This is a genomic window from Nonomuraea sp. NPDC049624 (genome assembly GCF_040675255.1).
Classification (GTDB): Bacteria; Actinomycetota; Actinomycetes; order Streptosporangiales; family Streptosporangiaceae; genus Nonomuraea.
In genome coordinates this window covers 59,852-72,787 of record NZ_JBFAOR010000005.1, presented here as the reverse complement: position 1 = coordinate 72,787, position 12,936 = coordinate 59,852, and the positions used below count along the sequence as shown (strand labels likewise).

16 protein-coding genes are annotated in these 12,936 nt (G+C 70.6%); 6 read left to right on the top strand and 10 right to left on the bottom strand.

Going from position 1 to position 12,936, the window contains the following annotated elements; translation table 11 throughout:
- Positions 1-239 precede the first annotated feature (239 nt).
- Positions 240-392: a hypothetical protein gene (locus tag AB0J76_RS21120; RefSeq protein WP_352325401.1), complete on the bottom strand. Its 153-nt coding sequence runs from the start codon at positions 390-392 to the stop codon at positions 240-242.
- Positions 355-999, bottom strand: coding sequence for a serine hydrolase domain-containing protein (locus AB0J76_RS21115; RefSeq protein ID WP_364390566.1), 645 nt, complete (start codon positions 997-999; stop codon positions 355-357). Before AB0J76_RS21115 ends, AB0J76_RS21120 begins: the two co-directional genes overlap by 38 nt.
- Positions 1,000-1,506: 507 nt before the next feature.
- Between AB0J76_RS21115 and AB0J76_RS21110 the strand changes: the two genes are divergently transcribed.
- The gene (locus tag AB0J76_RS21110) at positions 1,507-2,310 is read left to right on the top strand and encodes a hypothetical protein (RefSeq protein ID WP_352325403.1); all 804 of its coding nucleotides are present in this window, start codon (positions 1,507-1,509) and stop codon (positions 2,308-2,310) included.
- A gap of 259 nt (positions 2,311-2,569) precedes the next feature.
- On the top strand, positions 2,570-3,328 hold the full coding sequence (locus tag AB0J76_RS21105; RefSeq protein WP_352325404.1) for a methyltransferase: 759 nt from the start codon (positions 2,570-2,572) through the stop codon (positions 3,326-3,328).
- A 135-nt stretch (positions 3,329-3,463) separates the two neighbouring features.
- Here AB0J76_RS21105 and AB0J76_RS21100 read toward each other — a convergent pair whose 3' ends face one another.
- The 4 genes from AB0J76_RS21100 to AB0J76_RS21085 all read right to left on the bottom strand — a co-directional run bounded on the left by AB0J76_RS21100 (position 3,464) and on the right by AB0J76_RS21085 (position 5,690).
- Positions 3,464-4,267 carry a hypothetical protein gene (locus AB0J76_RS21100; RefSeq protein WP_352325405.1) on the bottom strand — a complete coding sequence of 268 codons (804 nt, stop codon included), beginning with the start codon at positions 4,265-4,267 and terminating at the stop codon, positions 3,464-3,466.
- Between the two features lie 63 nt (positions 4,268-4,330).
- A complete protein-coding gene (locus tag AB0J76_RS21095) occupies positions 4,331-4,645 on the bottom strand; it encodes a hypothetical protein (RefSeq protein ID WP_352325406.1) in 315 nt (104 codons plus the stop codon).
- A 349-nt stretch (positions 4,646-4,994) separates the two neighbouring features.
- Positions 4,995-5,315 carry a DUF6342 family protein gene (locus AB0J76_RS21090; RefSeq protein ID WP_352325407.1) on the bottom strand — a complete coding sequence of 107 codons (321 nt, stop codon included), beginning with the start codon at positions 5,313-5,315 and terminating at the stop codon, positions 4,995-4,997.
- Between the two features lie 171 nt (positions 5,316-5,486).
- Positions 5,487-5,690 carry a hypothetical protein gene (locus AB0J76_RS21085; RefSeq protein ID WP_352325408.1) on the bottom strand — a complete coding sequence of 68 codons (204 nt, stop codon included), beginning with the start codon at positions 5,688-5,690 and terminating at the stop codon, positions 5,487-5,489.
- A 357-nt stretch (positions 5,691-6,047) separates the two neighbouring features.
- Between AB0J76_RS21085 and AB0J76_RS21080 the strand changes: the two genes are divergently transcribed.
- Complete coding sequence (locus AB0J76_RS21080) at positions 6,048-6,872, top strand: aminoglycoside phosphotransferase family protein (protein ID WP_352325409.1); 825 nt, start codon at positions 6,048-6,050, stop codon at positions 6,870-6,872.
- A 60-nt stretch (positions 6,873-6,932) separates the two neighbouring features.
- On the opposite strand, the gene AB0J76_RS21075 is transcribed toward AB0J76_RS21080, so the two are convergent.
- The 4 genes from AB0J76_RS21075 to AB0J76_RS21060 form a co-directional block, all read right to left on the bottom strand.
- On the bottom strand, positions 6,933-7,322 hold the full coding sequence (locus tag AB0J76_RS21075; RefSeq protein ID WP_352325410.1) for a hypothetical protein: 390 nt from the start codon (positions 7,320-7,322) through the stop codon (positions 6,933-6,935).
- A gap of 50 nt (positions 7,323-7,372) precedes the next feature.
- On the bottom strand, positions 7,373-7,759 hold the full coding sequence (locus AB0J76_RS21070) for a hypothetical protein (RefSeq protein WP_352325411.1): 387 nt from the start codon (positions 7,757-7,759) through the stop codon (positions 7,373-7,375).
- Between the two features lie 17 nt (positions 7,760-7,776).
- The gene (locus tag AB0J76_RS21065; RefSeq protein ID WP_352325412.1) at positions 7,777-7,953 is read right to left on the bottom strand and encodes a hypothetical protein; all 177 of its coding nucleotides are present in this window, start codon (positions 7,951-7,953) and stop codon (positions 7,777-7,779) included.
- A 376-nt stretch (positions 7,954-8,329) separates the two neighbouring features.
- Positions 8,330-8,941, bottom strand: coding sequence for a TetR family transcriptional regulator (locus AB0J76_RS21060; protein ID WP_364390184.1), 612 nt, complete (start codon positions 8,939-8,941; stop codon positions 8,330-8,332).
- Between the two features lie 121 nt (positions 8,942-9,062).
- Here AB0J76_RS21060 and AB0J76_RS21055 point away from each other — a divergent pair, with 121 nt between their 5' ends.
- The 3 genes from AB0J76_RS21055 to AB0J76_RS21045 all read left to right on the top strand — a co-directional run bounded on the left by AB0J76_RS21055 (position 9,063) and on the right by AB0J76_RS21045 (position 12,805).
- Positions 9,063-9,974 (top strand): SDR family oxidoreductase, encoded by a 912-nt coding sequence (locus tag AB0J76_RS21055; RefSeq protein ID WP_364390182.1) that lies wholly within the window; start codon positions 9,063-9,065, stop codon positions 9,972-9,974.
- 678 nt (positions 9,975-10,652) lie between these two features.
- Complete coding sequence (locus AB0J76_RS21050; protein ID WP_352330904.1) at positions 10,653-11,060, top strand: hypothetical protein; 408 nt, start codon at positions 10,653-10,655, stop codon at positions 11,058-11,060.
- 95 nt (positions 11,061-11,155) lie between these two features.
- Positions 11,156-12,805 (top strand): hypothetical protein, encoded by a 1,650-nt coding sequence (locus tag AB0J76_RS21045; RefSeq protein WP_364390180.1) that lies wholly within the window; start codon positions 11,156-11,158, stop codon positions 12,803-12,805.
- The last annotated feature ends 131 nt before the right edge of the window (positions 12,806-12,936 follow it).

Below are 12,936 nucleotides of genomic sequence, written 5' to 3'. Positions count from 1 at the left end.
ACGGCGGAAACGGGCCGCGTAGGCGGCTGATCAGACAAAAGCCAGGTTCTGTCCGGTCGGTCCCCCACTCTGCCCCTGGCCGTAGCTTCGGGAGTCCTGGGCCGAGTCAGGTGGTGGGCACGGCGATACCGGATAGGACCCCCGTTCCGCCGGCTCTTCCGCTCAGCAGCGGGGAGCTGCTGACCAGGTTCGATGCGATCGGATGTGCCCGGTAGCAGCTTCGTCGACGGCAGGCCGATTCAGCGGATCCGCCTGGCCGCCCTACCGCCCAGGTGCAGGAACGCGACCTCACCCGCGTCGTCTCGCAGGAAGCGGCCGACGGCACGCTGCGGATCGGCGGCGATCGTCACGTCGTCACAGCCCTCGACCAGCGCGAGCGGCATGTCGGGCATGCCCTCCACACCCGCGGCCACCAGCTCGGGTCGCAGCACGAATCGCGCCGTCAGACCCTCGTCGACCTCGAAGGTCCACTGCCCCGCGTCGTAGCTGCCCGCGTACTCCGGCGCGGGTTCGCGCAGCGCCAGCCGTACGGCCTGCGGCTTGGCGTCGAGCAGATGCTCCAGGCACCAGTCGGTCACCAGCTTGCCCAGCACCTTGCCGGGCGCGGAGCTGGTCGCGCACCGACGACACCAGCCCGCCCTCGGGCATGCCTTCGCGGAACAGCCCCCACGTGTGCGCGACCTGCGGGCCGTCCTCTCCTAAGGTGTGCCCGACGGCGTGCGACCGCGTCGCGGCCTCCCAGGGGAAGAAGAAGCTGGAGCTCATGCCCAGGGGTTCGAGCACGATCCGACTGACCGCGCTCTCGTACGGCTCGCCGCACACGACCTCGATGCCCCTGCCGAGCAGCCTGAACCCGGCGTTGTTGTAGGAGGCGAGCGCGTCGGGCGGGAAGAGCTGGGGCAGCTGGTCGTAGGTACCGATCGAGGCGGCCAGCGCGCCGGTGTCCCAGCTCTCGCCGTCGTCGATATCGCCGAGGAATCCGCCGGTGTGGGTGAGCAGGTGCCGGATGGTCAGCTCGTCGGCGGCCCGCTCGTCGGCGAGCTGGACCTCGCGCCGGAAGATCTCTCCGGGTTCCATGGCGGCGCGTAGCGGCCCTGAGGAGGCGAACGCGGTTGCGTTGGCGCCATTGGTTGCGTTGGCACCATTGCCTTGAGGTCCGGATCGAAGGGCGCTGAGGCCTTCGGAGGGCCGTGCAGGGTTCGGAGCCGGGGGGGCGGGCGTCCAGGCGGTCCTGTTCGGCGCAGAGACGGGCCGTGCCGAACCGACCGGCCAGGTCGCGGGCCATCTGGACCAATTCGGCGCGGCGGGCGGCGTTGGTCGCGTCGTTGGCCTCCAGCCACGCCTGGTGCCGGCGGCCGTCGTCGTCGACGACCAGCGCGGCCACCCGGCGAGCTGCGCGACCCGTTCACTACGTTCACCGCCTGGGGGCTGGGACGGTTCACCGAACCGCCGTCCCCGCCGGAAACGCCGGAGACAGCCCAGACGTCGGAGACGCCAGTCGCCGTCGTGCAGGCGGACGCGTGGTTCACCCACTGGTGCGCGTGGACGCTGGCCGCCCGCGACGACGTGGGCTCGCGTCTGCCGCTGCGGCTCAACCCCAGCGCGGTCGCCGGAGCCGACGCCGTGACGTTCCTGGGCGCCGCCGCCGGGGAGCCGATGCACGAGATCCGGCTGACGCCGATGGTTCGCGCCTGTCTGCGGGCCGTCGGCGGCCGGCCGGCACCGTCCGCGGAGGAGCTGCGGGAACTGCTCGGCGCGGCCGGGGACGCCCCCGGCGAGCGGCCCTCACGCGCCGGGCTGCACCGGTTCGTCGCCACCCTCGTCCAGCTGGGACTGCTGGAACAGCGCCTGCCGTTCGCCGACCAGGACGCCGCGCCCTGGCGCGCGTTGAGCGGCGGGCCTGAGGTGCCCGAGGAGGTGTGCGAGGCCGCCGCCCTCGACCGGCGGCTGCACCCGGCGGCTCGGGACGGGACAGTAGCCTGCCGGCCGGCCCAGCGCGCCGCGGACCGCGTGCGCGGCCTGCTCGGCTACCGTGACGACGCGCCCGCCCGCCGCCGGGACGAGCTGATCCGCCACGACACCATCCTGACCGGCCCGGCCCGTGCTTTCGACCGGGACGCCTGGCAGCCGGTCTGCGCCGAGCTGAACGCCCTCCGGCCGTGGGCGGGCCTGGCCGAGGCGTACCTGCCGCTGCGGCTGGTCGCGGCCGCCTGGGCCGCCGACGCTCCCCGGGTGCTGCGCCGGGTCAACATCCGCGTCGCGTCCCCGTCCCCGGCGGCCGACGACCGCACGGCAAGGGCCGGGACGTGACGATCGGGGCGCAGAGCGATCTCATCACCGCCATGGCGATCCGCGTGGCCGCGACCCTGCGCCTGGCCGACCGCCTCGCCCAGGTGGCCCGCACGGCGACCGTCCTGGCCGCCGAGGTGGGCGCCGACGCCACCGGCCTCGACCGCCTGATGCGGCACCTGGTCACGGCCGGCCTGCTCGGCCACCACGACGGCCGCTACACGCTCGCCCCCGAGGGGAGGATCCTGTGCGAAGGCATCCCAGCCGAGCCCGCGCCGTCTTGGACATCGAAGGCGCCTTCGGCCGCGCCGAACTGTCCTGCGCCGACCTCCTGCACAGCGTGCGCACCGGCCAGGCCGCCTACCCGCGACGCTACGGCCGGACCCTCTGGGAGGACCTGGCCGGCGACACCGCCCTGGCGGCCTCCTTCCAGGCGTTCATGGCCGTCAAGTCGGCGAGGCTCGCGCCCGTCCTCGCCGCCCGCCACCCGTGGGCCGCGCTGGAGCACGTCGTCGACGTCGGCGGCGGGGACGCGACCGTTCTCACCGAGCTGCTGATCCGCCATCCGGGCCTTCGGGGAACGCTCGGCGAGCAGCCCGCCCAGGCGCAGATCGCGCTCGCCAGACTGGCCGACGCCTGCCTCGCCCACCGGGCCTGCGTCACCGCCGGCAGCTGCTTCGACCCGCTCCCGCCCGACGCCGACCGCTACCTGCTGTGCGACGTACTGCACAACTGGGACGACGCGGCCGCCACCGCCATCCTGCGCCGCTGTGCCGAGGCCGCCGGTCGTCGCGGATCCGTCCTCGTCGTCGACGGCACCAGCACGTCCGCGCAGGAGTTCAGCACGGAGATGGACCTGCGCATGCTCACCTGGTTCGGCGGACGTGAGCGCACCACGGCGCAGCTCGCCGTACTCGCCGCGGCCGCCAGGCTGACGGTCGCCTCGGCCCTCACCGTCGACGCCTGGCTGCGCGTCACCGAACTGACGGCGATCGCCGACGGTCCCGGGGAGGGCCCGGCCGCCTGCCGCGAGTGGTGACAGGTGAGCCCGACCCGCCGTCTTCCGGCCTCCGCCGCTGGGGCGCGGTGTTCTCACCAGGTCACGGGAACTCGTACACGCCGTACACGCTGGCCGCCCCGCTCGATGGTGGGCGAGTGCCGCCACTCCAGGTGCTCACCGTCCTGGTCGGCGGCGCGGCCCGCGGGTGAACGTGACCGTCAGCATCTGGCCGAAGACGGTGGGCCTGGCGCTCTGGGTGATCTGGCCGCGCTCAGTCGGCGCGGCCATCGTGGACCTGTTGCCCTGGTTGTCCCATCCGGCGGCGGCCAGGCGCACCTGCATCGTGGTCCGTCCGAACAGGCGGCGGTCGGCCGGGTCGTGCGCAAATTCCAGCGCCCGCCACTTCTGTAGCGGTGTCGTCGAGCACACCAGCCTGGCGTGGGGGCGTGATCGACGAAGATCTCCTGTGGCCACTTCCTGCCGCCCGACGACACCGAGCACGGCGTGAAGCGGTGGAAGCGGTGGAAGCGGTGGAAGCGGTGGAAGCGGTGGAAGCGCAGCACCATCGACCAGGTCATGAAGAACCGGCGCGGCTACCGCCGGGCAGCCGCCCAGGACTGACCGGCCCGGTGGGAACGAACCAGCTTCACCGCACGGAATCCGCGGCGCAGCCTGGCCGCCCACCGCCACCCTTGACGGATGAACCTCGCCTGGGCTGACCTTATCGACCCCGCCACGGCCACGATCATCTTCTTCCTGACGAGCGTCGGCGGACTCATCGGCCTCCTTCGCGTCCGGCGGCAACGCCGAGCCGAGCAGCGCGATCAGCTCGTCGCCGCCTGCGACCAGTTGCTCGTCGCTGTCGGAGTAGTCCAGGGAGCGATCACTGCCCAGGAACAGGCGTGGGCGTCTCCACGGGCCAGAGGGCTGATCGGGCTGACCGCTGTCGCACTGGCCATCGAAGGCCACATCGTCCACCGCAAGCCATACGCAGCCATAGGCCGGTGCAGCCAGGCCGTCTTCGGCTGGGACCAAGCGAGGTCAGCGGCAGTTGCTCAGGCGGTCCCCATCCTTGCCCAAGCGGTCGGCGCTGCTTCCCTGGAGGTAGGCCGCCGAGGTGATGCAGCCCTCTCCGGTGCAGCACGCGACCTCGCGCTCGCTGGCGTCCAGACGGGTGGCCGGCACCACCAGCGTGCTCTGCAGCGCGCCCAGGAGGCGTTCCTCGTCGAGCGCAACAGGATCGCCCGCCAGTAGTCCGCCAGGCCGGGCAATGTCGGCTTGCGGTTGACGTGGGCCGGCCTCGGCGGGCAGCAACGCGCCTCGCACCTCGGCGGTATCGTCGTGCTCGTCAGCCATGACTGCTTTTCGTATTTCGTATTCACAGCAAGAGCGGCCGGGAGTTCTCTCTCGGGAGGCTGAAGAGCGGGCGTACCACCAATTAGCTGACCACTTCGAGGGAATTCGACCTGATGGTGCAAATCCATCGAGATCTTGCGGGGATGAGCATTCGGAGCACAATCATCGTCCGCGCCAACAAGTGCTCGACATCTTGCGATGGATATAACACGCGTGTCGCGCACGGGCACTGGCTCGTCGCTGCTGGCCGCGAGCATTTTGTTGTCCCGGTAGGACGCTATCGGTCGATTTGGCGTCACCCGTCGGGACTGTGCCGGCCGACGAACCAGTGCCCACGCTCCACGAGGCGCTACATGCCCGTTTGATAGGTCATGTTCGTTTGGCCCGTTTTAAGCTGGCCAGCGATGTGGAGGTTCCCGCTGGAGTCCAGGATCGCGATGATCTTCTTGGTCGACCCGTGGTAGGTCGTGAAGTAAACCTTGTCCGCCTCCTGACTGCTGGAGCAGTCGGTGTTCACCGAAATCTCGATGCTGTGCGGCGAACCTATGAGCACATCCTTCTTGTCGGGAGAGTTCTGGTAGACCTGGTTCTGGCGCAGCTTGATTCGGCCGTGATCGTCACCACCGTTAGCACCCCAGTCGCTGGCCAGTCCGAGGTCGATATCCGGCATGCCGGCTCCTTTCAATTTCTCCCCGTTTGGGAAAGGTGCGCCCCCTTTGGACCGCTCCATAGCGAAGAATATGTGGTCCTTGAGGGATTTTCCATAGATCTTTCGGGCATTTTTCCGAATACGAGAATTGGCTGCTTTATATGCTTTCGATACGCTAAATTCCCTGGCGTGCTACTTGTCCGAATGGGATTGGGTAAGCCGCGCGACGCTCCCAGCGATGTGCCGGCGATGCAGCGCGCTGAAGTCGAGCCGGCCGGAGGACCAGCGGACGATCTCGCCGTCCAGGACCGTCCGCGCCGGGACGTGCTCGAAGATCGCCTCCACGATCTCAGGGAAGACCTCGTTGAACCGCGCGCACCGACGCCCGTCGACCATGCCGTGATGGTCGAGCGGCTCAACGCCCGGCCGCTGGCCGACCCGAGGTTTCCGGACGGGCCGCCCGCGTTCGTGCAGGCGGTCGCAGACCCGGAGACGATCTGGTCGTCCCCCCAGCGCGTGCACTGCCGCTCACGCTGGTGCCGCGCCTGTCGGATCTGCGCGACACGGCGTTGGGCCGGGCCCGGTTCACGCTCCCCGACAGCGAGCAGCAGCGCAAGCACTGACCCGAAACCCTGGTTCCCGCTCGCCTGAGAGTGGGCCGCCGCCTGGGGTAGTCTCAGCCGCTTCTCTTCCCTGCCCCGGACGTAGCCGGAGGGCAGCGCGCCCTCCGGTCCGAGGGGCAGAAAGAGCGAGGTGGACGTGACGCTCGGCCGATGCACCCACAACCTCGACATCCGAGACGACGTCGTCGTCAAGCGCTACTCCTCATGGGGGAGAGGTGAACCGGGCCGAGAGTGGGCAGCGCTTACCCTGCTGGCCGAGCACACGCCCGGCCTCGCACCCGCGCCCATCCAGGCCGCATTGGAGGCAGACCCGCCCCAGATCGTGATGAGCAGGCTGCCCGGCCACGTCCTGCGCGGCCAGCACGCCACCGGCGAGCAGATCCACGCCATGGCTGCCGCCCTGAACCAGCTGCACCAGATCCCGGCCCACGCGGTGGAATCCATCGAGCCTGCTCCGTGGGGACCCGCCGCCGCGGTGCGCAAGACGCGGGCCTGGGCCGACAAGCAGCCGGACCTAGGCGACGATCCCCTCGTGCGGGAGGCGTTCCGCGCGGGCGCCACATGGCTGGCCTCCACCGCCCCTGACAAGCTCACGGACAACCCACTACCACCCGTCCTTGGCCTGGCCGACGGGAACCGGGCGAACTACATGTGGTCCAGCGACGAGGGTTGCGTACGACTGATCGACTGGGAAGACTCCGGCCGCAACGACCGCGCCTTCGAGCTCGGCGAGGTCTGCGAACACATCTCACGCCTCGACGGCACGTTGGACGCAGACCGGCTCCTGCCCCACATCGACCTGGCCCCGGGCGAAGCGGAACGGGTACGTGACTTCCGCCGCCTGATCGCGCTGGGCTGGTTCCTCCAGCTCGGCCCCACAGGGCCAGCGACGCCGCACAACCCGCCCGGCACCCTGCACATCCAAGCCGAACGCGTTCTGCAGCTGCTCGGCTGAGCCCGTTGCCGAAAGGCGTGGGGCCCCGCGGCTTCCGGGGGCTTCTTGTTGGCGGCCTGCTCAGACCTGATCGCCTACCTCGGGGAGACGCTGGTCCGGGCAGTCGTCGGCCAGAGCCCTCAGGGCCTGCTCCTCGGCTGCGTCTACGGACAGTTGCCAACGGAGTTTGATCGCGGTCCACTCGGCCGCATATCGGCACCTGGCCGGCTGGAAGGGCGGCTGCCAGGTGGCCACATCCTGGTCCGCTTTCTGCCTATTGCTGCGAGCCGTCACTGCCACCAGGTGCAAGGACTCGTCCAGGTCATTCGCATACGCCTGGCGCTGGGCGGCGGTCCAGTCGTAGGCCGCCGGCGCGGTGTGCTGCCGGCGAGGGCTGGTGGACGGGATCCAGGGGTCGAGGCGGCGGTTGAGGCGGCGGGCTGCCGCTCGTGCCGCATGGTTGGCCGGCAAGCAGGACATCGGACAGCGGGGGACCTGCTGTGCCTACGTCTTCGCCTTGTTCAGGGGATGAGGTCGAGTTCCACGTCGGCGCTGATCGAGCGGATCGGGAACGGCTGGCCGGTCACGATGGGAACGCGGCGCCGGAGCGCGGCGTTCACGACACTCGCCGCGGTAACGGCCTCGGGGGCGGCGATGCCCGCGGCGCCCAGCGTGTCGGCGATGGCGGCCACGTTGTGCTGGTCGATAGGCGTGACGACGACCGTCTCGAGTCCGACCAGGACGTCCAGAACGGGACGTGCCCGATCAGGAACGGCGGCACAGGCCGCGGCCAGAGCGGGCGCCGGGATGACGAGCGACCCCACATAGGCATCGTGCATCCACACGACGGCTTCCATGTAGCGGGTGCGCTGAGTGGCGAAGTCGGTCAAAGCCGACGTGTCGAGCACGCGGCCTACGGTGGCGATCACTGGGCGGCCGCGCGCGCTTCCTCGAACTGCTGCTCGCGGCAGGCGGCGAGATCGAGCATCTCAACGGGGGGTTCGCCGTCGAACAACCTGCGCAGCCGCGCCTTGATGTCGGCGCGCTGCTCCGCAGTGAGTTCCTGGGGCTGCTCGTCGGCGGCCGGCGTGGTGGCGTCCATGGCTTCAGGGTAGCCGCGGGGCGGCCTGGGTGGCCAGCCGATGGCGAGCGGGAGCAGCCATGTGGGGCGCCAAGACGTCGCGCAAGCCGCCGTGGAGCAGTCATCCGGTCACGACGCTACCGATCTGTAGGTGTGCCTCCGGGCCCACCTGTTACAGGCTGAGCAGCCCCACGCTGTGGCGCTTCAGGCCAGTACCACGCAGGGATCACGATCTTGTGGAGCTCCTCTGACGTGGCCGCCATGGTGCCGATCGCAGCCGGCGCCTTCTCCGGCCTCGCCGCCATGATGCGCCTCAAGCCGATCACGCGGTCTCCTGGGCCGGCGCTCGGCCTCTCGGTGTGCTGTTGATCGGTACGGCGAGCGCCGCGGGCGCGCTTCAGGTGCTGGCCGGCGCCTTGGGAGAGGGTGCCGGTGGCCGGCCGGCCAGGGGGGTCCGGCAGAGGGCGCGCAGGTCGCCGAAGGCTTGCAGGAGGTGCGCGTCCAGGCTCTGCGAGGGGTCGTCGATCCAGGCCTGGACCGCTTGGTGGAAGGCGGCCCACCCGATCTGAGCGGCCAGGAGGGCCGACCGGTCGGCGACACCGCGCTGCCGCAGCGCTTCGGCCACGGCTTCGGCGATCGACGCGGCCTTGGCCAGGTCCCGCTCACGCAGCGCCGGCGTCGCCGCGATGACCTGCAGGCGCGGTTCGGCGAAGGGGCGGTTGTCCTCGAGGAGGTGCTCGACCTTGCGGAAGGCGTAGAGCAGCAGGTCGAGCGGCTGGAGACCGTCGGGTGCCTCCGCCACCGCCTGTACCAGGGACGCGCGCAGGTCGGCTTCGCCGTCGAAGAGCACCTCGCGTTTGTCGGGGAAGTGCCGGAAGAACGTGCGTTCGTTGAGGCCGGCCCGGGCGGCGATCTCGGCCGTGGTGGTCCGGTCGAACCCGCGTTCCCGGTACAGCTCCAGGGCCGCCTGCTGCAGGCGGCGGCGCGCTTCTGCTCCGCTCCTTGGCACGCTCCGCAGGATACCGCATATGCCAGTGACTGACGCTACTTGACGCCAGCGACTGGCGTTACCTACAGTCAGCGACTGGCGCTACGTAGCGCCAGTCACTGGCATTAAGGGAGAAGGTCTCATGCATGTCTTCGTCACCGGCGGTTCCGGCCAGACCGGCCCCGCCGTCGTCACCGAACTCATCGCGGCCGGTCACACCGTCACCGCTCTGGCGCGCTCGGACGCCGCGGCCGCCCGGCTGGCCTCGCTCGGGGCCACACCCCACCGCGGCTCCCTGGACGACCTCGACAGCCTGCGCAGCGGCGCCGAGGCCGCCGACGGAGTCCTGCACATGGCCTACGGCGGCGACTTCTCCGCTCTCGACGACATGACGAGGCGCGACCGGACGGCGATCGAGACGCTCGGCCGGCCGCTGGAACACTCGGGCAAGCCGCTCGTCGTCACCTCGGGCACCCTGGTCATGCCCGCCGGCCGGGAGAGCACCGAGCAGGACGAGCCCGACGCCACCGGGATCGCCGCCTTCCGCCTCGCCGGGGAGCGCGCGTGCCTGGACTTCGCCACCAGGGACGTACGCGCCGCCGTGGTGCGCCTGGCTCCCACCGTTCACGGTCCCGAAGATCATGGTTTCATCCCCATGCTCATCGCCACCGCGCGGAAGACCGGCGTATCCGCCTACGTGGGAGACGGCACCAACCGGTGGCCCGCGGTGCACCGGCTCGACGCGGCGGTCCTGTTCCGCCTGGCGGTGGAGCAGGCGCCCGCGGGCAGCGTGCTGCACGGGGTGGCCGAAAGCGGCGTCACCTTGCGGAGCATCGCCGAGACGATCGCCCGGGGCCTGGGGGTGCCTGCGGTCTCGCTGACGCCCGCCGAGGCCGCCACGCACTTCGTCAGCCCGTTCATGGCCGTCGCGTACGGGTTCGACGGGCCTGTCTCCAGTTTCCGCACGCAGGAGCTGCTCGGCTGGTCACCCGTACACCCGACCCTGCTCGAAGACCTGGAGCACGGCGACTACCTGAGGTCCCCGCAGCACTGAGGAAGTCGCTGCGGAACGGCACCTGCTGGGACGGCGCCCGCGTGGTGTCATGGCCGTGTCACGGAACGGCCGGCAGGTCAGGGCGTGGGGCCGGCCTCACGGCGGGGCCGTGGACGATCCGGTCCAGGCAGTCGCGGAACAAGTCCTCGACGGTGCGGCCGGGGCACCTTCTGGCTTGTCGCCTGCCCGGGGGCCGAGTACGGGCCGTCGCCGGCGCCGAGGACCGGGCACGACTCAGGCCCGACCTGCTGCTGACCGACCTCGACAGCGTGGGGCGCTCTGGACGGCGAGCCCCGGGGTACTGGAGACAGGATCCGGCGTTGACAGAGCTCCGCCGGGTCAGCTGCTGCCGTGCGGGCTCGGTATCTGGCACGGGTGTGGAATGGCCGCATCAGGCCACGCTCGTTTCCTTGTCGGGGGCGTGCCGGGATCATGATGCAGAGGCGGGCGAGCCGACAACTGGGTCGGCACTCGAGAGCACCCCAGGTCACGTCCGCCTTCGCGAGCAAGCGGAGCGTGTTCCATGCTTTGGGGTTGGTCGCTTGCGTGCCGGTTCAGGTGAGCGATCTTCGCCTGCGTCGTTTGCGCCGAGTGGACGTGGGTCTTCGCCCCAAGGCAGCACTGTCACGGATGTTTCCGGCCGGCAGGACGGGCCGTGACGGTGGGCGAGGAGAAGTAGTGCGCTTGTCCCTGTCCTCATCTCGGCGTGCCCGCGGACGGTTCGGCCGCCGGCTTGCCCTGGCCGCCGCTCTGGCGCTGGCGCTGGCGGGCAGGCCCGCTCTCACTGTGCCGGCACACGCCGCGTTCCCGGGCACCAACAGCAAGATCTACTACTATCAGCTCACCGGCAACGGCGACATCTACTCCGTCAATCCCGACGGCACCGGCGTCACCCAGCTCACCAGCGGCTCCGATGCGGCCAATGGCCCCGCCGGTTTCTCCGCCGGCGGCACCCAGATCGTCTATGCCGCCAGCAGCGACCTGGTGGTCATGGACGCCGACGGCACCAACGCCACCACGCTGGGCATCGACGCCTTCTGCGAGCACCGACCATCGTTCCGGTCTCGAACGCCGGAGGGTGCTTGATCACGGTTTGGTGTCGCGCGACCGGATGATCTTGACGTGGGAGCACCCATGAGACGTTATTAGAACTCATGTTCCCATGTTGGCGGGAGGCTCTCGTGTTTCCATCCCTGGTTCGCCGATTAGCCGCTTACTGCGGCGCCGCCGGCCTGATCACCGGCCTGCTTACTGTCACGGCCCCCGCCGCCTCAGCAGCTGGCACCCCCACCGACCTCGGGGTCGCCGACTCCTACGCCGCGGACCTGGCCGTCGGCGGCGGCCGGGTGTTCGTTCCCGCCGGCGACCGCATCATCGTGGCCGACACTGACGGAAACCTCACCGACGGCGTCGTCACCGGCCTGCCCGGCGTCCAACAACTGGCCGTGAACGTGGACGGCACCCGCCTGTACGCCGCTCTCACCGCCTCGAACGAGGTCGCCGAGATCGACACCGCGAGCCTCGCCGTCACCCGCCGGATCGACCTGTCGGCCCACCCCTGCCCGTCCACCCTGGCGTTGCTGGGCGAGCGGTTGTGGGTGGGGCACGGATGCGACAACGGCACCGGCGGCGTCGTCGGCCTGGATCTCAGCGCGAGCATCCCGGCGCCCGTGGCTGTCGGGGGCGAGCACCTGCGGCCGCCCGTGCTTGCGGCCGCCGGCGACACGCTCGTGGTCGGCCAGACCGCCCTGCACGACGCCGACGTGCTGGTGTATGACCTGGGCGAGGGCGCCCCCGCGCTGCGCGGCACGATCGAGGGCGAGGAGTCGCACATCGACTCCCTGCGCGATCTCACCCTGAGCTCCGACGGCGGCACCCTGTTCAGCGCGGCCGACGCTCCCGGTCACCTCTCCAGGTACGACACCAGGACCCTGGCGGCGACCGGCACCTACGGCGCCGGCTGGAACGGGTACCTGTCCGCCGTGGCGCTCGGCTCGGACGGCGCGTACGTCGCGGCCGGAGGCCCGTGGGGCAGCACCGACCTCACGCTCTACGACGCCGCGACGGGCGCGGAGTTGTTCGCGGCCGACCAGCCCGACGCCGAACTGCTCCCGGACGGCGTCGCGTTCTCCGGCACGGACGTCTTCGCGCTGCTGCGCAGTTCCACGGACCGGCTGCTGCTGTGGCGAGTGACGGGCGTCGCGCTGCCGGCCACCAAGCTCACGGTGACGGCCCCCGCAGTCGCGTACGTCGGCTCGCCGATCACCGTCGAGGGGCGGCTCACCGGCGCCGATGGCGAGGCACTGGGGCTCAGGCCGCTCACGGTGATCCAGTACCTGCCCGGCTGGACGAAACTGCCGATCACCGGCGTGACGACGCGGCAGGACGGCACGTTCACCTTCCAGGACACGCCCGTCTTCGAGCTGCCGCCGTACGTCGGCGAGGTGATCTACTGGGTGTTCTGGGACGGCGACGACGGCCACCGCCGCAGTAGCGTCTCCGGCCTCGTGACGGTCAAGCGCGAAGCCGCGCTCACCCTGACAGGGCCACAGTCCGGCGTCGCCGGCACGGCCGTGGAGCTGAGCGGCGTCCTGACGGAGGGCGGCAGGCAGCCCTCTCCGGGGGCCACGCTCACCGTGCAGCGCACCCTGTACGTCAAGGGCACCAGCGGTAAGACCGTCAAGCTCCCGGCGGTGAGGGTGAACGCCGACGGCACGTACACGTTCACCGACACGCCCGCCAGCGTCGGCAGGTACAGCTACCTCGCGAGCTACGCGGGGGACGGCGGCACCGGACCGGCCCAGGCCACCCATCAGATCATCGTCAAGTAACCGGACAACCGGTGCCCGGCCGCCGGGCCGGGCACCTCGGCCGGAATCCGACCGCGCGAGGTGGAGCGGCAGTCACTGGCCAAAGGCTCGGCCGCGACCGCGCTCCTGCACGTCGAGCGATACGAGTGCCG